The organism is Rhodovulum sp. 12E13, from assembly GCF_003340565.1.
Lineage (GTDB): Bacteria > Pseudomonadota > Alphaproteobacteria > Rhodobacterales > Rhodobacteraceae > HLUCCA09.
On record NZ_QPLK01000006.1, the window covers coordinates 169764 to 190370 of the forward strand.

Below are 20607 nucleotides of genomic sequence, written 5' to 3' on the forward strand. Positions count from 1 at the left end.
CTGCCCGGCACCGCTCCCTTTCGCTGGCGACGCCGCGCCGCGCAGCGCTATTCTGCCGGCCGAGAGGAGAAGAGATGCCGAGCCCCGTCCCCTCCGCAGCCGCGCCCCGGCGCCCACCCCGCCGGGGCGCGGCCATCGCGCTGGCGCTGCTGGCGCTGATGGCCGCGCCCTTCGCCCGCCACGCGGCGGAACTGGGCTGGGCGGGGCTCACGCGAGACCTGTGGCCCGAGAGCCGGTTCGACCCGCCGGGCGTGGCGGTCTCGGCCGCGATCTTCCTGCACATGGCCACGGGCGCGGCGATCACCGTGCTCGCGCCGCTGCAACTCGTGCCCCAGATCCGGGCGCGGGCGCCGGCCCTGCATCGCCTTGCCGGGCGCATCGTCGTCTGCCTGTCGCTCGTGACCGCTGCCGCGGGCCTCGCCTGGATCGGGGCGCGCGGCACGATCGGCGGGCCGGAGATGAGCGTGGCCTTCGCCCTCTACGGCGCGCTTCTGGCCCTTGCCGCCGCGCAGACCTGGCGCTTCGCTCGTGCGGGGGCCTATGCGCGGCACCGGACCTGGGCGCTGCGTCTGGTCGTTCTGGCGATCGCCTCCTGGCTTTACCGGGTGCAGTACGGCATCTGGTATGCGGCGACCGGGGGCATCGCCTCGACGCCCGATTTCACCGACGTCTTCGATCGGGTGCAGGTCTGGGCCTTCTTCCTGCCGTGGCTCGCGCTGCTGGAGCTGTGGCTGTGGCACGAGAGGCGGCGCGGCGGGCGTGCCGCCCGCGCCTAGCCGGCAGTCGCGGCGCGATCCTGCGCCTGCGCCTGCGCCTGCGCCGCGGCGAATCGGGCGATACGGTCGAGCGCCTCCCCGAGCACGTCGTCGGGAGCGGTGAGCGCGATCCGCACGTGCCCAGCCGCCGCCCGGCCGAAGCTCTCGCCCGGCATCACCGCGATCCGCTTTGCCGCGAGCAGCGCCTCGGCAAAGGCAGTGCCGGACAGGCCCGTGCGGCGGATGTCGACGAGGGCGTACATCGCGCCCTGGATCGGGAGCAGGCGCAGGGCCGGGCAGGGGCCGAGCGCCGCCTGCACCAGCGCCCGCCGCCGCCGGAACGGCGCGGCGATGCGCGCCTCGAGCGCGTCGCCGCCCTCGGTCAGCGCCCAGAGCGCGGCCTGCTGGATGTAGCCGGGCACGCCGTAGGTGGTATGCGTGGCGAGATCGGCCATCGCGGCGACGGCCGCCTCCGGCCCCACGACCCAGCCGATGCGGCTGCCGGTCATGGCGTGAGACTTCGACATCGAACCGACGACGAGCGTGCGCCCGGCCATGCCGGGCAGGGCGCGCGGCGAGAGGTGCTCTCCCTCCCAGACCTGCGTCTCGTAGACCTCGTCCGAGATCAGCCACAGCCCCGCCTCGGCGCAGGCCGCCGCGATCCCCTCGATCGTGGCGCGGGGCCAGACCTGGCCGGTCGGGTTGCCCGGCGAGTTGACGAGCAGGCTGCCGGCACCCTCCACCCGGGCCGCTTCCACGATGCGGGCGGGGTCGGGGGCGAAGCCGGCCTCGGCCCGCCCGGCGAGCGTCACGGCGCGGCCGCCCGCGGCGCGCACCGTGCCGGGATAGGTCGCATAGAAGGGGTCGACGATCAGCCCCGCCTGCCCGGGGCCGAGGGCCGCGAGATGGGCCGCGAACAGGCCGGCCTGGCCGCCGGGCACGATCAGCACGTTGTCGCGCCCCGTGGCCGTGCCGCTGCGCCGCGCCACCCGCGCGGCCACTGCCTCGCGCAGCCCGGGCAGGCCCGCGACGGGGGCGTAGCCCGTGGCACCCGCGCGCGCGGCCCGGTCCATCGCGTCGAGAATGGCGGGGTCGGTGCGCGCGTCGGGCTCGCCCACCGTGAGCGGCACGACCGCCTCGCCCGCCGCGGCCAGCGCCTGCGCGCGGTAGTGAACGTGCCAGCCGTCGTCGCCTCCTGGCAGGAGGTGGGCCAGTCTGCGCGAGATCTGCATGCGCCGCAGAGGGCACGGGCGGTGCGCGCTGTCAATCGTGCGGGGCGCCCCGCCCCGGCGGCGCGCGGGCGGAGACCGGCCGCCTTTGCGTATTTGGAACAGAAAGAAGCCGCCAGGCGCGCGCCGCGCGGCCGGGAGGCGCGAGACCGCGGAGCGCCGGATCGCGCGGGGCCAGCCGGCGGCGCGGGCGGGCGTGCTTCCGGGCTTGGCGCGGCACCCGATTCGGGATATGCCGCGCCGCATGACGGCGCCCAGCTGCATCATCTTTTGCATTACCGGCTGACAGCGTCAGGCGGGCCGGCCCTCGTATCCCTTCGTCGAGACCCTGACCCGCCGCGGCGCCCGCGAGGACGCGACACGCGAGGATGCGACACGCGAGGAGGACAGGCATGGCCGAGATCCGGCTGAGAGACAGCAGGACCCGCCGCGAGGTGCCGCTGGAGCCGACCGTGGTGCCGGGGAAGGTGAGCCTCTACGTCTGCGGACCGACCGTCTACGACCGGGCGCATCTGGGCAACGCGCGGCCCGCCATCGTCTTCGACGTTCTGTTCCGCCTGCTGCGGCATGTCTACGGCGAGCATGCCGTCACCTATGTCCGCAACATCACCGACGTCGACGACAAGATCAACGCGCGCGCCGCCGAGACGGGCCGCCCCATCGCCGACATCACCGCGGAGACGACGCGCTGGTTCCACGAGGACATGGCCGCGCTCGGCGTCCTGCCGCCCACCCACGAGCCGCGCGCAACGGCCTACATCGCGCAGATGGTGGCCATGATCGAGCGGCTGGTCGCGCGCGGCCACGCCTACGCGGCCGACGGGCACGTGCTGTTCTCGGTGGAGAGCTTTTCCGATTACGGCGCCTTGTCGGGCCGCTCGGTCGACGACATGATCGCGGGCGCGCGGGTCGAGGTGGCGCCCTACAAGCGCGACCCGATGGATTTCGTGCTGTGGAAGCCCTCCGCCGAGGGCGAGCCGGGCTGGGAGAGCCCCTGGGGCCGCGGCCGGCCCGGCTGGCACATCGAGTGCTCGGCGATGTCGCACGCGCTGCTGGGCGAGACCTTCGACATCCATGGCGGCGGCAACGACCTGATGTTCCCGCACCACGAGAACGAACTGGCGCAATCGGCCTGCGCGCATCCCGGGGGCGGCTTCGCCCGGATCTGGATGCACAACGAGATGCTGCAGGTCGAGGGCAAGAAGATGTCGAAGTCGCTCGGCAACTTCTTCACGGTGCGCGACCTGCTCGACCGGGGCATTCCCGGCGAGGTGATCCGGTTCGTGTTCCTGTCGACGCATTACCGCAAGCCGATGGACTGGACCGACGACAAGGCGAAGCATGCTGAGGCGACGCTGCGGAAATGGCGGGCCCTGACCGGGGGCGTGCCTCCGGGCGACGTGCACCCGGAGGTGGAGCGGGCGCTGGCCGACGACCTGAACACGCCCCGGGCGCTGGCGGAGCTGCACCGGCTGGCGAACGAGGGCGACAGCACGGCGCTGCGCGCCTCCGCGGAGGTCATGGGCCTGCTCACCGACGACCTGGGCGGCTGGACCGCGGCGGGCCCGGCCAGCGGGGCCGACATGACCTGCCTCGTCGAGCTGAAGGATCAGCTCGGCGCGGCGCGCGAGGCGGCGAAGGCGAGCGGGGATTTCACCGAGGTCGACCGGCTGAAGGCCGCGCTGAAGGCGGCGGGCGTCGAGGTGCGCATGTCGAAGGAGGGGATCGACCTGGTGCCCGGCGTCGATTTCGACGGCGAGCGGCTGCGGGCGCTCGCCGCCGAGCCGGAGGCCGGGCGGTGACCCTCGCGGCGCGCCGGCGGAGAGGGCAGGAGTGGGGGCCAGCCCCCACGCCCCCGGAGTATTTCGGCCAGGATGATGGGGCGAGGGCAGGGCATGGTCGGTGATCCAGGTGCAGGCGTGGACGGCGCGCGGGAGCGGCTGTGGCTCTACGACACGACGCTGCGGGACGGGCAGCAGACGCAGGGGGTGCAGTTCTCGCTCGACGAGAAGCGGCGCATCGCCGAGCTGCTCGACGGGCTGGGGGTGGATTATGTCGAGGGCGGCTGGCCGGGGGCCAACCCGACCGACAGCGCCTTCTTCGAGGCGGCGCCGCGCCTGGGCCGGGCGCGGCTCGCGGCCTTCGGGATGACGAAGCGCGCGGGGCGCTCGGCCGAGAACGACGGGGTGCTGGCAGGTGTGGTCAATGCCGGGACGGGGACGGTCTGCCTCGTGGGCAAGGCGCATCCCTTCCATGTCGAGAGGGCGCTGGGGATCACCGGGGAGGAGAACCTCGCGAACATCCGCGCCTCGGTGGCGCACCTCGTCGCGCTGGGGCGTGAGGCGATCTTCGACGCCGAGCACTTCTTCGACGGCTACGCGGCCGATCCCGCTTACGCGATGGACTGTCTGCGGGCGGCGCTGGAGGCGGGCGCGCGCTGGGTGGTGCTGTGCGACACCAACGGGGGGCGGCTGCCCGACGAGGTGGGGCGCGTGGTGGCCGAGGTGATCGCCGCCGGCGTGCCGGGGGAGCGGCTCGGCATCCACACCCACGACGACACCGGCACGGCGGTGGCGGGCACCCTCGCGGCGGTGGCGGCGGGCGCGCGGCAGGTGCAGGGCACCCTGAACGGTCTCGGCGAGCGCTGCGGCAATGCCAACCTCACCACGCTGCTCCCCACGCTGCTCCTGAAGGAGCCCTGGGCGAGCCGGTTCGAGACGGGGGTGAGCCGGGAGGCGCTGGCGAAGCTCACGCGGGTGTCGCGGCTCCTCGACGACATCCTCAACCGGGTGCCGGTGAAGAGCGCGCCCTATGTCGGCGCTTCGGCCTTCGCGCACAAGGCGGGGCTGCACGCCTCGGCGGTCGTCAAGGACCCGGCGACCTACGAGCATGTCGACCCCGCGCTCGTGGGCAACGTGCGCGTCGTGCCGATGTCGAACCAGGCCGGGCAGTCGAACCTGCGGGCCCGGCTGGCCGAGGCGGGCATAGAGGTGGAGCGCGACGACCCGGCGCTGCCGCGGCTGCTGGAGACGGTGAAGGAGCGCGAGGCCGAGGGCTATGCCTACGACACCGCGCAGGCGAGCTTCGAGGTGCTGGCGCGGCGCGAATTGGCGCTGATGCCCGACTTCTTCGAGGTCAAGCGCTACCGGGTGACGGTGGAACGGCGCAAGAACAAGCGGGATCGCATGGTGTCGCTGTCGGAGGCCGTGGTCGTGGTGAAGGTGGGCGGCGAGAAGAAGCTATCGGTCAGCGAGTCGATGGACGACACGGGGCGGGACAGGGGACCGGTCAACGCGCTCGCGCGCGCGCTCGCAAAGGATCTCGGCCCCTACCAGCCCTTCATCGAGGACATCCGGCTCGTCGACTTCAAGGTGCGGATCACCGATGGCGGCACGGACGCTGTGACCCGCGTGCTTGTCGACAGCGAGGACGCGCAGGGGCGTCGCTGGCAGACGGTGGGGGTGTCGGCCAACATCGTCGACGCGTCCTTCGAGGCGCTGACCGACGCGATCCGCTGGAAGCTGGTGCGCGACGGAGCGGCCGAGCGCGTCGCCGTGGCGGCGCGGTGAGCGCCGGCCGGGGCGCTGGGGGGGCAGGCTCCGGCGGGGTGGATTTCGACCCCGAGGGCGTCGCCGCCTGCGCGCAGATCGTGGCGCGGGGCGATCCCGACCGGTTTCGCGCGACGATGGCGGCGCCGGTGCCGGCACGGGCGCTGCTGTTTCCGCTCTACGCCTTCAACCTCGAGGTGGCGCGCGCGCCCTTCGTCAGCGCCGAGCCGATGATCGGCGAGATGCGGCTGCAATGGTGGCGTGACGTGGTGGCGGAGATCGGCGCGGGCGCCCCGCCACGGGCGCACGAGGTGGCCGGGCCGCTGGCGTCGGTGGCGGCGCAGGGGCGGCTGCAGCTGGAGACGCTCGACCGGCTGGTCGCGGCGCACCGGGTGCATCTCGATGCGAGCGGGTTCGAGGACGCGGGCCATGTCGAGGAGTTCCTCGATGCGACCGGGGCCGGGCTGACATGGGCGGCGGCCCGCCTGCTCGGAGCGCAGCCCGGGCTCGAGCCACGGGTGCGCGCAGCGGGCTGGGCAGCGGGGCTGGCCGCCTACCTGCGCGCGATCCCGGACCTCGAGGCGCGCGGAAAGCACCCCCTGCCCGATGGCCGGCCGGAGGCGGTGCGCGGATGGGCGCACGAGGGGCTTGCGCGCCTGCGTGCGGCGCGGGGGACGGTGCCGCAGGCGGTGCGGCCGGCACTGCTCGCCGGGTGGCGGACGGAGGCGACGCTCAGGCGCGCGGTGGCCGATCCGGGCCGAGTCGCGCGGGGCGAACTCGCCGAGAGCGAGTTTGCCCGCCGCGCGGGGCTGCTGCGGCGGGTCCTGCTGGGCGGCTGGTGAGCCGGCAAATTCCTTCGAGAAGGAATTTGCAAAAGCCTTGGCAAGGCTTTTGCGGCGCGCCGGGCGGGGGCCGTCTCCGGATGGGTCAGGCGTCGCGGGGGCGGAGCGACAGCCAGATGAGCGCACCGCCCGCCATCGCGAGGAAGGGTGCCATGGCGAGGTTGACCGCCGACCAGCCGGCGACCGCGTCGCCGCCCGAGCAGTTCATCAGCCCGCCCGAGGCGAGCGACGCGACCGTCACGCAGCCGAAGACGAGCGCGTCGTTCATGCCCTGAACCGCGCCGCGCTCTTCCGGGGCGTGGGCGGCGGAGAGCATCGTCGTTGCGCCGATGAAGCCGAAATTCCAGCCCACACCGAGCAGCACGAGCGCCACGAAGAAGTTGGCGAGGTCCACGCCCTGAAGCGCCACCGCGCCGGCAGCGGCGAGGATGACGAGGCCGGCCCAGACGATCGTGCGGGCGCCGAAGCGGGCGATCAGGTGTCCCGTGACGAACGAGGGCGCATACATCGCCAGCACGTGGGCGGTGACGACATGGCCAGCAGTCGTCGTCTCGAAGCCACAGCCGACCACGGCGAGCGGCGTCGAGGTCATCACCAGGTTCATCAGTGCGTAGGAGACCATGGCGCAGACGATGGCCACGGCGATGGCGGGCTCCTTGAGCAACTCGAGGCGCGTGCGGCCGATCCCGGCGCCGGGCTTCGGCTTGGGCGGCTTCGGAATGTCGAGGGCGAAGAACAGGAACAGGCCCAGAGCGTTGAGCGCGATCACCGCGAGGTAGGTGCCGAGAAAGGGCACCATGAAACTGTCGACGAGGCTGGTGCCGAGCGCGGGGCCGATGATCGCCGAGAGAAGACCGCCCGCCATGACGTAGCTGATCGCCTTGGGGCGAAACGCGTCCGACGCCGTGTCGGCTGCGGCGAAGCGGAAGAAGCCCTGCGCCGACAGGTAGATGCCCGTCATGTAACTGCCGAGCAGGAAGAGCGGGAACGAGTTCCACAAGAGCGCCGCCGCGCAGATTGCCGCCCCCGCCGCGCCGCCGGCCGCGCCGATGAGGAAGCCCGGCACGCGGCCCGTGCGCTGCATCACCGACGACAGCCACGGGGCCGTCGTCATCGACCCGAACACGATCAGCGAGATCGGCAACGTGGCGAGGCAGGCATTGGGCGCGAGCATGGTGCCCGCCAGCCCGCCCACGGTGAAGATCATCGGCATCTGCGCGCCGAGGATGGCCTGCGCGGCGACGAGCACGGCGACGTTGCGCTTGGCGCGGGCGTCGGAAACGGCGGTATCGGGAAGGTCGGTGGCGGTCATGGCGGCATCTATCCCCGGCCGGACGGTCACCACAAGGGCAGCACACGCGCGTCCGCGCGGCGGGGGGCGACGGGGGTCGACGGGGGGCAAGCCACGGCACGCGGCCGGCCCGGCCGGCGAGACGGCAAGCCGCCTTGCCATCCGGGCCCGGCTGGGCAGGTATGGGCGCGGGCCGCGCCGCGCGGGACAGGCCGGCGACGGGTTTCGCCCGGCCGCGGCAGCCGCTAGGTGTGGTGGCGCTAACATCGGCGACCGGTGCCGGGCGGGCTCTCGCAAGGCAGCCGGCCGCCCGGGACGGCGCGAACAACAAGGAGAGCGTATGGTCGCGCGCATCATTCCCGTCGATCCGTTCGACCTGGTGATCTTCGGCGGCACGGGCGACCTTGCCCGGCGCAAGATCCTGCCCTCGCTCTACCGCCGGCTCGCCGACGGCCAGATGCCCGACGACGCGCGGGTGATCGGCGCCGCGCGGTCGGAACTCGACGACTCGGGCTACCGGGCGATGGTGCGCGAGGCGCTGGAGGAGTTCGTGCCGGAGGCAAGGCGCGACCCCGAGGCGATGGCGCGCTTTCTGGAATGCGTGGGCTACGAGCAGATCGACGCGACGGGCGAGGCGGGCTGGGCGCGTCTCGCCGCGCGGATGGGGGCGGGGCGGGTGCGCGCCTTCTATCTTTCGGTCGGTCCCGGCCTGTTCCTGCCGCTCGCCGAGCGCCTGCACGATCACGGCATCGCCACGCCCGAGAGCCGCATCGTCGTGGAAAAGCCCTTCGGCCACGATCTGGAGAGCGCGCGGGAACTCAACGCCAATCTCGCCCGTCATTTCGACGAGACGCAGATCTACCGGATCGACCACTACCTCGGGAAGGAGACGGTGCAGAACCTGATGGCCGTGCGTTTCGGCAACGTGTTGTTCGAGCCGCTCTGGAACAGCCAGTATGTCGACCACATCCAGATCACCGTGGCCGAGACCGTGGGCGTGGGCGGGCGCGGCGAGTACTACGACCGCGCGGGCGCGATGCGCGACATGATGCAGAACCATCTCATGCAGCTTCTATGCCTGATCGCGATGGAGCCGCCATCGCGCTTCGGGGCCGATTCGGTGCGCGACGAGAAGCTCAAGGTGATCCGCGCGCTCGACGAGGTGGAGCCGGCCGACATCGTGCGCGGGCAGTACGAGGCGGGCCCGGATGGCCCCTCCTACCGCGACGACGTCGACGACATGCGCTCGCGCACCGAGAGCTTCATCGCCATGAAGCTGTCGATCTCCAACTGGCGCTGGGCCGGCACGCCGTTCTACCTGCGCACGGGCAAGAGGCTGCGCGCCCGCGCCTCGGAGATCGCCGTGGTGTTCAAGGATGCGCCGCACTCGATCTTCGGGGCCGACCGCGGGCGGCACCGCAACCTGCTGTCGATCCGGCTCCAGCCGAACGAGGGGATCGAGCTGGGCGTCACCATCAAGGAGCCGGGTCCGGGTGGCATGCGGCTGGTCGACGTGCCGCTCGACATGTCCTTCGCCGAGGCGCTGGGCCCCGAGGCCGACGAGATCCCCGACGCCTACGAGCGGCTGATCATGGACGTGATCCGCGGCAACCAGACCCTCTTCATGCGGGGCGACGAGGTGGAGGCGGCCTGGGCCTGGACCGACCCGGTGATCGCCGCATGGGAGGCGCGCGGCGACGTGCCGGCACCCTACGAACAGGGCAGCGCCGGGCCCGAAGAGGCCCAGATACTGATGCACCGCGACAACCGACGCTGGCGGGAGATACGAGCGTGAGCCTGATCGAATACCCCGACTCCGACCTGATGATGATGGATCTCGCCGACCGGCTCTCGAGCGAGCTGAAATCGGCTCTGATGACCCACGATCACGTCACCTTCGCCGTGCCGGGCGGCACCACGCCGGGGCCGCTCTTCGACACGCTGTCGAGCCTGCGTCTCGACTGGGATCGGGTGACGGTGATGCCGACCGACGAGCGCTGGGTCGGCCCCGCGCACGAGCGCTCCAACGCGCGGCTCATCCGCGAGCGGCTGCTTACGGGGCCGGCGGCGGCGGCGCGCTTCCGGCCGCTCTACGTCGACGGCGTGACGCCCGAGCAGGCGCTGGCGGGGCTGAACGCCGCCGTCGCGCCCATGATGCCGATCAACGTGCTGCTGCTGGGCATGGGGGCCGACATGCACACCGCCTCGCTCTTTCCCGGCGCGCCGGGCCTCGACGCGGCGCTCGACGCGACCGCCCCGCCGCTCGCCGTGACCCGGCCCGCCGGCCAGCCCGAGGCGCGGGTGACGCTGACCGCGCCGGCGCTCTGGGGGGCGCTCTCGACCCATGTCGTCGTCACCGGCGACGACAAGCGCGCCGCGCTCGAACGGGCGTCGAAGCTGCCGGTGCAGGAGGCGCCCGTTCACGCGGTCTTGACGAACGCGACCGTACACTGGGCGCCGTGACCGGCACGCGCCCCCGGCCAGGAGACGAGCCAGCATGAGCGAGACCAGCGGCCCCTGGGGCCGGATCGAGGCGCACGCGGCGCAGGTGCGCAAGCGCCGCATCGCGGGCCTGTTTGCCACGCCGAACCGCGCGCGCGAGTTCTCGGCGAGCTTCGGCGACCTGCTGTTCGACTATTCCAAGACCAACATCGACACCGAGGGGCGCTGGCTCCTGCTCGAGCTGGCCGAGCGCGCGGGCGTCGCGAAGTGGCGCGACGCGATGTTCTCGGGGCGCAAGATCAACGAGAGCGAGGGGCGCGCGGTGCTGCATACGGCCCTGCGCAACCTCGACGGCGGGCCGGTCACGGTCGACGGGGCCGACGTGATGCCCGAGGTGCTCGACACGCTCCGCCGCATGGAGGGCTTCGCGGACGACGTGCGCGACGGCGTGTTCGAGGGGCAGGGCGGGCCGATCACCGACGTGGTCAACATCGGCATCGGCGGCTCCGATCTCGGCCCGGCCATGGCGGTGCAGGCGCTGGCCCCCTACCACGACGGGCCGCGCGTGCACTTCGTCTCCAACGTCGACGGCGCGCATGTCACCGACGTGCTGCGCCGCCTCGACCCGCAGACGACGCTGGTGATCGTGGCCTCCAAGACCTTCACGACCGTCGAGACGATGACCAACGCCGCCACCGCCCGCGCCTGGATGGGCGAGGCGGTCGACGAGCCGGGCGAGCAGTTCGCCGCCCTGTCCTCGGCGCAGGACGAGACCGCGCGCTTCGGCATCGACCCCTCCCGCGTCTTCGGCTTCGCCGACTGGGTGGGCGGGCGCTATTCGATGTGGGGGCCGATCGGCCTGTCGCTCATGATCGCCATCGGGCCCGGCGCCTTCCGGGCCTTCCTGCGCGGCGGTCAGGCGATGGATCGCCATTTCAGGGCCGCCGAGTTCAAGGACAACCTGCCGGTCCTGCTGGCGCTCGTCGGCATCTGGCACCGGCAGGTGCTGGGCTGCCCCACCCGCGCGGTGATCCCCTACGAGCAGCGGCTGGCGCGGCTGCCCGCCTATCTCCAGCAGCTCGAGATGGAGAGCAACGGCAAGCGCGTGCGACGCGACGGGCACCCGGTCGACCGGCCGACCGGCCCGATCGTCTGGGGCGAGCCGGGCACGAACGGGCAGCACGCCTTCTTCCAGCTTCTCCACCAGGGCACCGACGTGATCCCGGTGGAGTTCCTCGTCGGCGCGAGGGGCCACGAGGACGACCTCGCCCACCAGCACCGGCTGCTCGTGGCCAACTGCCTCGCCCAGTCCGAGGCGCTGATGACCGGCCGCAGCCACAAGGAGGCGCAATCCATCGCCGAGGCGCAGGGCCTCACCGGCGAGGCGGCCGCGCGCGCCGCCGCCGCCCGCACCTTCCCCGGCAACCGCCCCTCGACGACGCTGGTCTACCCGCTTCTGACGCCCGAGATGCTGGGCCAGATCATCGCGCTCTACGAGCACCGGGTCTTCGTCGAGGGGGTGATCCTCGGCATCAATTCGTTCGACCAGTGGGGGGTCGAGCTCGGCAAGGACCTGGCGAAGGATCTTCTGCCCATCGTCGAAGGCCGGCAGGACGCACAGCCCGCCGACGGCTCCACCGCCCTTCTCGCCGCCCACATCCGCCGGGTGCGCTGAGGTCGGCGCCACGAGGCCGACTTGACACCCCACTGGCGCATTTGTAACCGCCGATTGACCGAAGGGGAGCGTGCGGCGACATGGCGCTGAAGCGACTGATACCCGCATCGCTCCGGCGTCGGGTCCGTGGTAATAAGGCGTATCGGGCATGGTGGCTGGAACGACAGGTCGCGCACCCCCGGCCGCGCAGGCCCAAGGGGGTGGTGGTTTTCGCCGGCTTGTCCCGCTTCCATCTGTCTAACCCGGGCAAGGTCACCGCGGAAACCTACCTCCCGGCCTTGTGCACCGTTCTTCGAGAGGCCGGCTTCGACACGCGGTTCGTCACCTCGGTTGCCGCGCTGGAGGGCGCTCTCGATCGCGCGTTGCCGGCGTTCGTGGTGATGATCTACCGAGAAGAGCACGACATCCCGTCGGGCGCCCGGCTCGACGCCGCGCTCGCCCGCGCGGAGCTGGTCTTCAACCACCCCGAGACGGGGCGCATCGTCGCCGACAAGAGGCGGACGAACGAGGTGCTCACGGCGGCCGGGGTGCCCATGCCCCGGATGGTCAGCGCCGCCGACGCGCCCGTCTTCAGCAATGCGGTCGCGGAGTCGGCCCAGCCGGTTCAAGTCGTCGAAAGCGGCGCCTCGCTCGACCCGTTTCGGTACAATACCGAGTTCATCGACACGCGCATAGAATACGGTGGCAAAGATTACTATTCGACCGTGCGCGTGATGTGCATCGGGGCCAAAATCACACACGCCTTCGTGCGCGCGCGTGACGCGGCGCAGAATGACGCAAGCGTTCATACCAAGGACACGCCTGTCGACGCCCGGATGATCAATGACCTACACGAACGACTGGTGGAGGCGACATGGGATCATCTGAGTGACATCGCGCGCCGCGTGTCCGATGCGCTCGGTCCGGGCTTCTACGCGCATGATGTCCTGGTCGAGCGTGAGTCGGGCCGTGTGCTCGTCTGTGAAACGGGGTTCAAGTTCGATAACAAGCAATATTCCGGCGCGCTCGAGCCGATACGCCATCTACTGCCGGCGTGGCAGCCGTTCCACAGCCCGGCTGATAATGCGCGCAACTCCGCGCCGCACTTGATTGCAGCGCTCGAAGAGCGCCTCGCCGCGTCGAGCGCCTGAGTTGTCGGCTCACCCGCTCGCGTCCCGGGCGCCGTCGAGCTCGACCAGCCGGGCCTTCTGCGGGTCGGTGAGCGGGTGCTTGCCCGACCCGTCGCGCGCCATCAGCACGATCACGGCCGTGCCTTCCGCCCGCAGGTCGGGCGCGAAGACGGCGTAGTGCATCTCGAGCGAGGCGCGGCGGAAGGCGACGGTGCGCGCCGTCACCACGTAATCCTCGCCGAGGACCATCTCGCGCCGGTAGTCCATGCTCACCGATTTCAGCACGATCAGCGCGCCGCTCCCGTCATAGGGGCTGATGCCGCGTTCGCGCATGTAGAGCACGCGCAAGCTCTCGAACCAGCGCAGGTAGGCGGTGTGGTTGACATGGTCGAGCGCGTCGATCTCGGAAAAGCGCACCCGGTCCATCAGGCCGAAGGGCCAGCCCGCGGGCACGCCGTAGGCCTCCATCTGCGGACGCGACAGCGGGGTGAGATAGGGGAGCGTCATGGGCCTGCGTCGGCGGGGCTGCGCGTGGCCCGACGGGGCCGGATGGAGCGGGTGAAGGGAATCGAACCCTCGTCGTCAGCTTGGGAAGCTGCTGCTCTACCATTGAGCTACACCCGCGACCCTTTTCCGATACGCCCGGCGCCGCGCCCCGTCAAGCGCGGGGCGCGCGGCCCTCGGGGCGCCGCTCACGGCCCGGTGATCGCAGCCCGGCGCGGGGTGGCTTTGCCCCCCGCTTCCCCTGCGCTACCCTGCCTCACGACAGGAGGCTTCCCATGCTCGCACGCGCCCTCGCCCTGATCGCCCTCCCCGCGCTGGCCCTGCTGGCCGCCGCGCCCGCCCCGGCGCAGGAGGGCGAGCGGCGCCCCTCGCACTGCATCGCGCTGGTCGAGGACACGCCCGGCCTGCGCTACCTGCATCGGGCCTCCTTCACCGCGCCGGTGCCCGAGGAGAGCGTGCGCATCAGCTACATCGACCACGCGATGTTCCTGATCCAGACGGCCGGCGGGCTGTCGGCGGTGACCGACTACAGCGGCTTCATCGGCCCGACCGCGTTCGTGCCGGCCGTGGTGACGATGAACCAGGCCCATTCCACCCACTGGACGCGCGAGCCGCACCCGGACATCCCCCACGTCCTGACAGGGTGGGATCCGTCGACGGGCGGCGAGATCGAGCATCACGTCGACCTGGGCGAGATGCTCGTGCGCAACGTGTCGACCAACATCCGCGGCAGCAGTTTCGGCGGCGCGTCGATCGAGGGCGGCAACTCGATCTTCGTGTTCGAGGTGGCGGGCCTGTGCATCGGCCATCTCGGCCACCTCCACCACGTGCCCTCGGCCGAGCAGTTCGCCGCGCTGGGGCGGCTCGACGTGGTGATGGCGCCGGTCGACGGCGGGCTGACGCTGAGCCTTCCGGAGATGATCGAGACTTTGCAGCGGCTCAAATCGTCGGTGGTGATCCCGATGCACTGGTTCTCGGGCCGCTCGCTCGAGGCCTTCGTTGCGGGAATGGAGGACGAGTTCCGCATCGACCGGCGCGAGGGGCGCGAGATCGAGGTGTCGCTGCGCACGCTGCCGTCGGAGCCGACGGTGGTGGTGCTGCGCCCGCGTTTCCTCGGCTTCAACGACGGCGCGGGAGAGGGCGCGGACGGCACGCGCCCGGCGCCCAGGGCGATCGACTGAGCATGCTCCACCCCGTCACCGACAGCATCGAGGCAGAGCTGCGGGCCCGCCTTACCCACGCCGCCTTCCGTCCGCTCGAGCCGCGCTACCTCGAGGAGCCGCGCGGACGCTGGCGCACCGAGGACGCGCTGCTGGTGGCCCCGGCCACGGCCGACGAGGTGGCCGATGTCGTGCGCGTCGCAGGTGCGGCGCGTGTGCCGGTCGTGCCCTATGGCGGCGGCACCGGCCTCGTCGGCGGCCAGATCGCGAGCGCCGGCCCCCGGCCCATCCTGCTGTCGCTCGAACGGATGACGGCGATCCGCTCCGTCCACCCCGACGAGGCGGTGCTGGTGGCAGAGGCGGGCGCGATCCTCGCCGACGTCCAGTCGGCAGCCGCGGCTGCGGGGCTGACCTTTCCGCTCTCGCTCGCCTCGGGCGGCTCTGCGCGGATCGGCGGGCTGCTCGCCACCAATGCGGGCGGCGTGGGCGTGCTGCGCTACGGCAACGCCCGCGACCTCTGCCTCGGGATCGAGGCGGTCTTGCCGGACGGGTCGGTGCATCACGGACTGAAGCGGCTGCGCAAGGACAATACCGGCTACGACCTGAAGAACCTGCTGATCGGCGCCGAGGGGACGCTGGGGGTGATTACCGCCGCCGTGCTGCGCCTGCACCCGCGCCCCGCCGCAGAAGGCGCGGCGCTGGTCGTCGTGCCCTCGCCCGAGGCGGCGCTGAAGCTGCTGGCGCTCGCCCGCGGGCGGATGGCCGAGGGCGTCAGCGCCTTCGAGCTCATGGGCGGGCAGGGGCTGCGCTTCCTGGAGGAGACGATGCCCGAGGTGCGCCGCCCGGTCGATCCCGCGCCCGACTGGTGCGTGCTGATCGATGTCGGACTTGCACAGGGGCTCGATCCGGCCGCGGCACTGGAGGACCTCTTTGCCGAAGCCTTCGAGGCGGGCCTGGCCACAGACGGGGTGATCGCGCAGAGCGAGGCGCAGCGCGCCGCCTTCTGGCATGTGCGCGAGACGATCCCCGAGGCCAACCGGCGTATCGGCTCGGTCTCGTCGCACGACATCTCGGTGCCGCTTTCGGCGATCCCCGCGTTCATCGCGCGGGCCGATGCCGCGCTCGCCGAACTCGGCGACATGCGGATCAACTGCTTCGGCCACGTGGGCGACGGCAACCTGCACTACAATGTCTTTCCCGCACCCGGCCGCGGCCACGACGATTACGAGCCGCTGCGCCCCGCCATCAAGGCCGCGGTGCATGACCTCGTCCACGAGATGGGCGGTTCGGTTTCCGCCGAGCACGGGGTTGGCCGGCTCAAGGTTGCCGAGCTCGAGCGCTACGGCGATCCGGCCAAGCTCGCCGCGATGCGCGCGATCAAGGCCGCGCTCGACCCTGGGGGCATCATGAACCCCGGCGCGGTGCTGCGCGTGGCGGCCGGCGGCGCGCCCGACCCTGCGTGAGGCGCGGGCCGAGGGCGGCCCTCCGGGGGGGATCCACGCAAGAAGAAGCAGGCGCGGCGCACGCGCGAGGCACGGCTGCGGCGCCGGGGCGTTTCTCGCGCAACAGCGCGCCCCGGCTTCTTTCTGTCGCAAATACGCAATCTCGCGGCGCCGCCCGCGCGCGACGCGGGGCACGGATGCGCGGCCTGGACGCGGGGCCTCGGGGCGCGTCCCGGGCCGGCTAGTCGCCCTCGAAGGCGCAGAGCGCGTGGACATCCTGCCCCATCGCCTCAAGTCTCGCCCGGCCGCCGAGATCGGGCAGGTCGATGACGAAGGCGCAGCCCACCACCGTACCGCCCAGCCGCTCGATCAGCCTGATGCCGGCCTCGGCCGTGCCGCCCGTGGCCAGCAGGTCGTCGACCAGCAGCACGCGCGCGCCCGGCGCGAGCGAGTCGTCGTGCATCTCCATCACCGCCTCGCCGTATTCCAGCACGTAGGCCTCCGAGATCACCGCGCCGGGCAGCTTGCCCTTCTTGCGGATCGGCACGAAGCCCTTGCCAAGCTGGTGCGCGATGGCGCCGCCGAGGATGAAGCCGCGCGCCTCGAGCCCCGCCACGGCGTCGATCGGCTGGCCGGACCACGGGTGGAGCAGCTGATCGACCGCCATGCGCAGGCCGCGCGGGTCGGCGAACAGCGTGGTCACGTCGCGGAACATGATCCCCTCGTGGGGGAAGTCGGCGATGGTGCGGATGTAGTCGCGGACGGTCTTGCCGTTGTTCATCACAGAACCCTCCCCGCCACCGCGTCGAGCCGGGCCAGCATTGCATTGTCGCGCGCCTCGGGCGCGGTGAGGATGGCGGTGTCGAGCGCCCGGTCGCAGCCGTGGGGGCAGGGTGCGCGCGCACCGCCCAGAAGGGCGGGCAGCCGGGCGACCATGCCCTTGGCTTTCTCGGCGTTGCCGGTGAGGGTGGCGATGATGTCGGCCACGTCGACCTCGCCGTGCTGGGGGTGCCAGCTGTCATAGTCGGTCACCATGGCGACGGTGGCGTAGCAGAGCTCGGCCTCGCGGGCGAGCTTGGCCTCGGGCATGTTGGTCATGCCGATCACGTCGGCGCCCCAGTGGGTGCGATACATCCGCGACTCGGCGAGGGTCGAGAATTGCGGCCCCTCCATCGCCAGGTAGCAGCCGCCGCGATGGACGCGCACGCCCCCCGCCTCGGCGGCCTCGGCGCAGGCGGTGCCGAGCCGCGGGCAGGTCGGGTGCGCGACCGAGACATGCGCCACGCAGCCGGGGCCGAAGAAGCTCTTCTCGCGGGCGAAGGTGCGGTCGATGAACTGGTCGACCACCACGAAGTCGCCCGGGGCCATCTCTTCGCGGAACGATCCGCAGGCCGAGACCGAGATCACGTCGGTCACGCCGAGCCGCTTCAGCGCGTCGATGTTGGCGCGATAGGGGATCGAGGAGGGCGCGTGGACGTGACCGCGCCCGTGCCGGGGCAGGAAGGCCATCGGCACCCCCGCCAGGCTGCCGGTCAGCACCGCGTCGGACGGTGCGCCCCAGGGGGTCTCGACCGTGCGCCACCGGGCGCCTTCGAGCCCCTCGATCTGGTAGAGGCCGCTGCCCCCGATCACCCCGATCATCGTCCCGGCCATGCTGCGCTGCTCCGCTTTGCCCCGATTCCCTGCCCGACCCTGCCGCGGGGGGCGGGGAATGGGAAGGGTGCCGCCGTGCCGCTCGCCCGCGTGCGACCCGGACGTGCCCGGTCATGAGCGCGCCCGGCTCTGCGCGTCGATGCAGCGGAGCTGTGCATGACCGAAGGCGGCGGCGGCCGGAACACATGGGCCGAAAGCCTGTTGGAGAGTCGAGATCGCGGGAGACGGGCCGGCCCGCCGGCCGCGTCCCCCGTGACCGGACAAAAGGAAAGGAGACCGACATGAAACGCATTCTGACGACCACCGCGCTCGCCATCGCTCTCGCCGCGCCGGCGGCCGCCGATACCGACATGCTCCGCAACGTGCTCGAGAACCGGTTCGAGGATGTCGACGTGAGCACGCTGACCGACGAGCAGGTGCGCGCGCTCTACGCCGCCACCGCCGGCGAGGACAGCGCCGCCGACATTCAGGGCCGGGTCGATTCCATCGTGGCAGACAGCCAGTACGAGATGGACGAAGAGGCGATCATGGCCGATCCCGACGAAATGGCGCGCATGGGCGGCTCGAACGATCTGCGCAACGTGGTCGCGGACATGCTGGCCACGCGCGAGATCGACGCCGATGTCGCCACGCTGACGGACGAACAGGTGTCGGCGCTGTATCTCGAGCTGACCGATTCGGAGCCGAGCAACACCGAGCTCGAGGCGATCATCCAGTAATCGGCTCGATCGCTCGACCGGAAGAGGGGGCCCTTGCGGCCCCCTTTTTCGTGCCTGGCCCTCAGCCTTCGCCGAGCGCGGCCAGCAGCCGCCGGGCCTGCTTGAGATGGGGGATGTCGACCATCTTGCCGTCGATGCCGATCGCGCCACGGTGCGGCTCGGCCTCGAACGCCGCGACGATGCGGCGGGCCAGCGCGACCTCTTCCTCGGTCGGCGCGAAGGCGCGCTCGATCCCCTCGATCTGCGCGGGGTGGATGGCGAGCCGTCCGGCGAAGCCGTCGCGCCGTGCCGCCCGGCACGACGCGGCGAGGCCGTCGGCATCGCGGAAATCGGCGTGCAGCGTCTCGACGGCGGGCACGCCGGCATGCGCGGCGGCGAACAGGCAGAGCGACCGGGCGAGGCGGTAGGGCTCGGTCCAGCCGCCCGTCTCGTCGCGATTCGACGTGGCGCCGACGACCGAGGCCAGATCCTCCGCGCCCCATGTCAGCCCCGCGAGCCGTGGATGGGCCGGCGCGTAGGTGGACAGCGCGAACAGGCCCGCGGGCGTCTCGGTCACCAGAGGCAGGATGCGCACGTGCCCCGGCGCCATGCCAGCCGCCGCCTCGAGCGGCGCGATCAGCTCGGCCAGCCGCGCGACGTCTGCCCCGCCCTCGGCCTTGGGCAGCACGATCCCGTCGAGGCCGGGGCGGATCGCGGCGGCGAGGTCGGCCTCGGCATGGCCGGTGTCGAGCGCGTTGATCCGCACCCAGAGCGCCCAGTCGCGCTCTGCCGGAAGCGCGGCGATCAGGCCCGGCAGGCCGTCGCGCGCCGCCGCCTTGGCGCCCTCGGCGACGCTGTCCTCGAGATCGAGGATCACGCCCGCCGCACCGGTGCCCTGCGCCTTTTCCACCTTGCGCGGGCTGTCGGCCGGAACGAACAGGAGCGACGTGAGCCTCATGCCGCGCCCTCCGGCCCCTCGGCAGGCGCCTTGAGCATCAGCGCCCCGCGCCGCGCCTCGCAGACCAGCGCGCCGTCCTGGTTGTAGGCGCGGTGGACGAAGGTCACGATGCCCTGGCCCGGCCGCGAGCGGCTCTCGCGCGCCGCCGCCACCTCGGTCTCGACGTGGAGGGTGTCGCCGGTAAAGACGGGCGCGGGAAAGCGCACCTCCTCGAAGCCGAGATTGCCGACCGTGGTGCCGAGCGTCGTCTCGTGCACCGAGATGCCCACCACGAGGCCCAGGGTGAACAAAGAGTTGACCAGCGGCCGCCCGAACTCGGTTTCGGCCGAATAGGCATGGTCGAGATGGATCGCGGCGGGGTTCATCGTCATCGTCGTGAAGATGACGTTGTCGGCCTCGGTCACCGTGCGGCGGATGTCGTGCCGGATCACCTCGCCGATGGTGAAGCCCTCGAACCAGCGGCCTGCCATGCGCCCCTCCCTCGCGCCCCTCTGTCGGGGCGCGTGGTGCCATGCCGGGGCGCCGGGCGCCAGAGCCGACGCGCGGCGAACGCCCGGCCGCGGGCGATCCGCTAGAGCGCCTTGACGGCCTCCAGCACCTTCTCGGCATGGCCCGGCACCTTCACCTTGCGCCAGACCTCGCGCACCGTGCCCTCGCCGTCGATCAGGAAGGTCGAGCGCTCGATGCCCATGTATGTCTTGCCGTACATGCTCTTCTCGGCCCAGACGCCGTAACGCTCGCAGACGTCCGACTCGTCGTCCGACAGCAGCGTGACCTTCAGCTCGTGCTTGTCGCGGAACTTGTCGTGCTTCTTCACCGAGTCCTTCGACACGCCCAGCACGGTGGCGCCGGCGGCCTCGAATTCGGGCATGAGCTCGGTGAAGGCGATCGCCTCCTTCGTGCAGCCCGACGTGTCGTCCTTGGGGTAGAAGTAGAGGACGACGGTCTTGCCGCCGAGATCGGACAGCGCGACCTCGCCGCCGCCGTCGCGGGGCAGCGAGAAGTCGGGGGCCTTGGTGCCGGGCTCGATCATGGACTGTTCCTCCGGGGTCCTGACGTTCGGCTTCCTTTCTAGGCCGTGGCGGGCGAAGTTAAAGGGGCATGTCGAGCGACGGATCACAGCGAGTGGCGGCCGCGCCAGAGCGGAAGGCGGACCGGGGCCGCGACGGGCGCCCGGGCGCGGGCCCCGACGCGGGGGCGGGCGCAGGCCCGGGGGCAGGGACGGGCGCAGGCCCGGGCGCAGGGGCGGGCCGCGCCCGTGAGAAGCCCGCCGAGGCGGCGGCGAGGGCGCGGCGTGGTGG

Annotated in this window: 19 protein-coding genes and 1 tRNA gene; 11 read left to right on the forward strand and 9 right to left on the reverse strand. The window is 72.0% G+C overall.

What is annotated here, in order from left to right; translation table 11 throughout:
• Positions 1 to 74: 74 nt before the first annotated feature.
• Complete coding sequence (locus DLJ49_RS07725) at positions 75 to 776, forward strand: DUF2306 domain-containing protein (RefSeq protein WP_115392957.1); 702 nt, start codon at positions 75 to 77, stop codon at positions 774 to 776.
• On the opposite strand, the gene DLJ49_RS07730 is transcribed toward DLJ49_RS07725, so the two are convergent.
• The gene (locus DLJ49_RS07730; protein ID WP_115393005.1) at positions 773 to 1987 is read right to left on the reverse strand and encodes a pyridoxal phosphate-dependent aminotransferase; all 1215 of its coding nucleotides are present in this window, start codon (positions 1985 to 1987) and stop codon (positions 773 to 775) included. The genes DLJ49_RS07725 and DLJ49_RS07730 overlap by 4 nt on opposite strands.
• Positions 1988 to 2376: 389 nt before the next feature.
• Here DLJ49_RS07730 and cysS point away from each other — a divergent pair, with 389 nt between their 5' ends.
• The 3 genes from cysS (at position 2377) to DLJ49_RS07745 (ending at position 6374) form a co-directional block, all read left to right on the forward strand.
• Positions 2377 to 3786: a cysteine--tRNA ligase gene (gene cysS / locus DLJ49_RS07735; protein WP_115392958.1), complete on the forward strand. Its 1410-nt coding sequence runs from the start codon at positions 2377 to 2379 to the stop codon at positions 3784 to 3786.
• Between the two features lie 93 nt (positions 3787 to 3879).
• Positions 3880 to 5553 (forward strand): citramalate synthase, encoded by a 1674-nt coding sequence (gene cimA, locus DLJ49_RS07740; RefSeq protein ID WP_199533327.1) that lies wholly within the window; start codon positions 3880 to 3882, stop codon positions 5551 to 5553.
• A gap of 116 nt (positions 5554 to 5669) precedes the next feature.
• Positions 5670 to 6374, forward strand: a complete 705-nt coding sequence (locus DLJ49_RS07745; protein ID WP_369932505.1) for a squalene/phytoene synthase family protein — start codon at positions 5670 to 5672, stop codon at positions 6372 to 6374.
• 85 nt (positions 6375 to 6459) lie between these two features.
• On the opposite strand, the gene DLJ49_RS07750 is transcribed toward DLJ49_RS07745, so the two are convergent.
• Positions 6460 to 7686 (reverse strand): MFS transporter, encoded by a 1227-nt coding sequence (locus DLJ49_RS07750; protein WP_115392961.1) that lies wholly within the window; start codon positions 7684 to 7686, stop codon positions 6460 to 6462.
• Positions 7687 to 8005: 319 nt separating this feature from the next.
• Here DLJ49_RS07750 and zwf point away from each other — a divergent pair, with 319 nt between their 5' ends.
• The 4 genes from zwf to DLJ49_RS07770 all read left to right on the forward strand — a co-directional run bounded on the left by zwf (position 8006) and on the right by DLJ49_RS07770 (position 12912).
• Positions 8006 to 9460 (forward strand): glucose-6-phosphate dehydrogenase, encoded by a 1455-nt coding sequence (gene zwf / locus DLJ49_RS07755; RefSeq protein WP_115392962.1) that lies wholly within the window; start codon positions 8006 to 8008, stop codon positions 9458 to 9460.
• Positions 9457 to 10128, forward strand: coding sequence for a 6-phosphogluconolactonase (gene pgl, locus DLJ49_RS07760; protein ID WP_115392963.1), 672 nt, complete (start codon positions 9457 to 9459; stop codon positions 10126 to 10128). The genes zwf and pgl overlap by 4 nt, the downstream gene beginning before the upstream one ends.
• A gap of 34 nt (positions 10129 to 10162) precedes the next feature.
• Complete coding sequence (gene pgi, locus DLJ49_RS07765) at positions 10163 to 11782, forward strand: glucose-6-phosphate isomerase (protein ID WP_115392964.1); 1620 nt, start codon at positions 10163 to 10165, stop codon at positions 11780 to 11782.
• Between the two features lie 80 nt (positions 11783 to 11862).
• Complete coding sequence (locus tag DLJ49_RS07770) at positions 11863 to 12912, forward strand: ATP-grasp domain-containing protein (RefSeq protein ID WP_147277282.1); 1050 nt, start codon at positions 11863 to 11865, stop codon at positions 12910 to 12912.
• A 9-nt stretch (positions 12913 to 12921) separates the two neighbouring features.
• Here the strand turns inward: DLJ49_RS07770 and DLJ49_RS07775 are convergent, their stop codons facing one another.
• Together DLJ49_RS07775 and DLJ49_RS07780 are read right to left on the reverse strand one after the other, a co-directional pair.
• Positions 12922 to 13398 carry an acyl-CoA thioesterase gene (locus DLJ49_RS07775; RefSeq protein WP_115392966.1) on the reverse strand — a complete coding sequence of 159 codons (477 nt, stop codon included), beginning with the start codon at positions 13396 to 13398 and terminating at the stop codon, positions 12922 to 12924.
• Positions 13399 to 13441: 43 nt separating this feature from the next.
• Positions 13442 to 13515: transfer RNA gene (locus DLJ49_RS07780), tRNA-Gly, on the reverse strand.
• A gap of 155 nt (positions 13516 to 13670) precedes the next feature.
• On the opposite strand from DLJ49_RS07780, the gene DLJ49_RS07785 reads away from it, so the two are divergent.
• A complete protein-coding gene (locus tag DLJ49_RS07785; RefSeq protein WP_115392967.1) occupies positions 13671 to 14576 on the forward strand; it encodes an MBL fold metallo-hydrolase in 906 nt (301 codons plus the stop codon).
• Positions 14577 to 14578: 2 nt separating this feature from the next.
• A complete protein-coding gene (locus DLJ49_RS07790; RefSeq protein WP_115392968.1) occupies positions 14579 to 16018 on the forward strand; it encodes an FAD-binding oxidoreductase in 1440 nt (479 codons plus the stop codon).
• Positions 16019 to 16238: 220 nt separating this feature from the next.
• On the opposite strand, the gene DLJ49_RS07795 is transcribed toward DLJ49_RS07790, so the two are convergent.
• Both DLJ49_RS07795 and DLJ49_RS07800 read right to left on the reverse strand, forming a co-directional pair.
• Positions 16239 to 16778, reverse strand: a complete 540-nt coding sequence (locus DLJ49_RS07795; RefSeq protein WP_115392969.1) for an adenine phosphoribosyltransferase — start codon at positions 16776 to 16778, stop codon at positions 16239 to 16241.
• Positions 16778 to 17650, reverse strand: a complete 873-nt coding sequence (locus tag DLJ49_RS07800; protein ID WP_115392970.1) for an S-methyl-5'-thioadenosine phosphorylase — start codon at positions 17648 to 17650, stop codon at positions 16778 to 16780. The genes DLJ49_RS07795 and DLJ49_RS07800 overlap by 1 nt, the downstream gene beginning before the upstream one ends.
• A 281-nt stretch (positions 17651 to 17931) precedes the next feature.
• Here DLJ49_RS07800 and DLJ49_RS07805 point away from each other — a divergent pair, with 281 nt between their 5' ends.
• Positions 17932 to 18369, forward strand: a complete 438-nt coding sequence (locus DLJ49_RS07805; RefSeq protein WP_115392971.1) for a hypothetical protein — start codon at positions 17932 to 17934, stop codon at positions 18367 to 18369.
• 61 nt (positions 18370 to 18430) lie between these two features.
• Here the strand turns inward: DLJ49_RS07805 and DLJ49_RS07810 are convergent, their stop codons facing one another.
• The 3 genes from DLJ49_RS07810 to bcp all read right to left on the reverse strand — a co-directional run bounded on the left by DLJ49_RS07810 (position 18431) and on the right by bcp (position 20339).
• A complete protein-coding gene (locus tag DLJ49_RS07810; protein WP_115392972.1) occupies positions 18431 to 19306 on the reverse strand; it encodes an HpcH/HpaI aldolase/citrate lyase family protein in 876 nt (291 codons plus the stop codon).
• Entirely contained in the window at positions 19303 to 19776 is a 474-nt protein-coding gene (locus DLJ49_RS07815) for a MaoC family dehydratase (protein ID WP_115392973.1), read from the reverse strand. Before DLJ49_RS07815 ends, DLJ49_RS07810 begins: the two co-directional genes overlap by 4 nt.
• A 101-nt stretch (positions 19777 to 19877) precedes the next feature.
• Positions 19878 to 20339 (reverse strand): thioredoxin-dependent thiol peroxidase, encoded by a 462-nt coding sequence (gene bcp / locus DLJ49_RS07820; RefSeq protein ID WP_115392974.1) that lies wholly within the window; start codon positions 20337 to 20339, stop codon positions 19878 to 19880.
• Positions 20340 to 20607: the final 268 nt, after the last annotated feature.

Excerpts from the sequence above, each read along its gene's own strand:
- DLJ49_RS07815 (WP_115392973.1), bottom strand. The coding sequence starts at position 19,776 with ATGGCAGGCCGCTGGTTCGAGGGCTTCACCATCGGCGAGGTGATCCGG.
- DLJ49_RS07810 (WP_115392972.1), bottom strand. The coding sequence starts at position 19,306 with ATGAGGCTCACGTCGCTCCTGTTCGTTCCGGCCGACAGCCCGCGCAAG.
- DLJ49_RS07725 (WP_115392957.1), top strand. The coding sequence starts at position 75 with ATGCCGAGCCCCGTCCCCTCCGCAGCCGCGCCCCGGCGCCCACCCCGC.
- DLJ49_RS07775 (WP_115392966.1), bottom strand. The coding sequence starts at position 13,398 with ATGACGCTCCCCTATCTCACCCCGCTGTCGCGTCCGCAGATGGAGGCC.
- cimA (WP_199533327.1), top strand. The coding sequence starts at position 3,880 with ATGGTCGGTGATCCAGGTGCAGGCGTGGACGGCGCGCGGGAGCGGCTG.
- DLJ49_RS07730 (WP_115393005.1), bottom strand. The coding sequence starts at position 1,987 with ATGCAGATCTCGCGCAGACTGGCCCACCTCCTGCCAGGAGGCGACGAC.
- DLJ49_RS07795 (WP_115392969.1), bottom strand. The coding sequence starts at position 16,778 with ATGAACAACGGCAAGACCGTCCGCGACTACATCCGCACCATCGCCGAC.
- pgi (WP_115392964.1), top strand. The coding sequence starts at position 10,163 with ATGAGCGAGACCAGCGGCCCCTGGGGCCGGATCGAGGCGCACGCGGCG.
- DLJ49_RS07750 (WP_115392961.1), bottom strand. The coding sequence starts at position 7,686 with ATGACCGCCACCGACCTTCCCGATACCGCCGTTTCCGACGCCCGCGCC.
- DLJ49_RS07745 (WP_369932505.1), top strand. The coding sequence starts at position 5,670 with ATGGCGGCGCCGGTGCCGGCACGGGCGCTGCTGTTTCCGCTCTACGCC.
- DLJ49_RS07790 (WP_115392968.1), top strand. The coding sequence starts at position 14,579 with ATGCTCCACCCCGTCACCGACAGCATCGAGGCAGAGCTGCGGGCCCGC.
- DLJ49_RS07800 (WP_115392970.1), bottom strand. The coding sequence starts at position 17,650 with ATGGCCGGGACGATGATCGGGGTGATCGGGGGCAGCGGCCTCTACCAG.
- bcp (WP_115392974.1), bottom strand. The coding sequence starts at position 20,339 with ATGATCGAGCCCGGCACCAAGGCCCCCGACTTCTCGCTGCCCCGCGAC.
- DLJ49_RS07785 (WP_115392967.1), top strand. The coding sequence starts at position 13,671 with ATGCTCGCACGCGCCCTCGCCCTGATCGCCCTCCCCGCGCTGGCCCTG.
- DLJ49_RS07770 (WP_147277282.1), top strand. The coding sequence starts at position 11,863 with ATGGCGCTGAAGCGACTGATACCCGCATCGCTCCGGCGTCGGGTCCGT.
- DLJ49_RS07805 (WP_115392971.1), top strand. The coding sequence starts at position 17,932 with ATGAAACGCATTCTGACGACCACCGCGCTCGCCATCGCTCTCGCCGCG.
- cysS (WP_115392958.1), top strand. The coding sequence starts at position 2,377 with ATGGCCGAGATCCGGCTGAGAGACAGCAGGACCCGCCGCGAGGTGCCG.
- zwf (WP_115392962.1), top strand. The coding sequence starts at position 8,006 with ATGGTCGCGCGCATCATTCCCGTCGATCCGTTCGACCTGGTGATCTTC.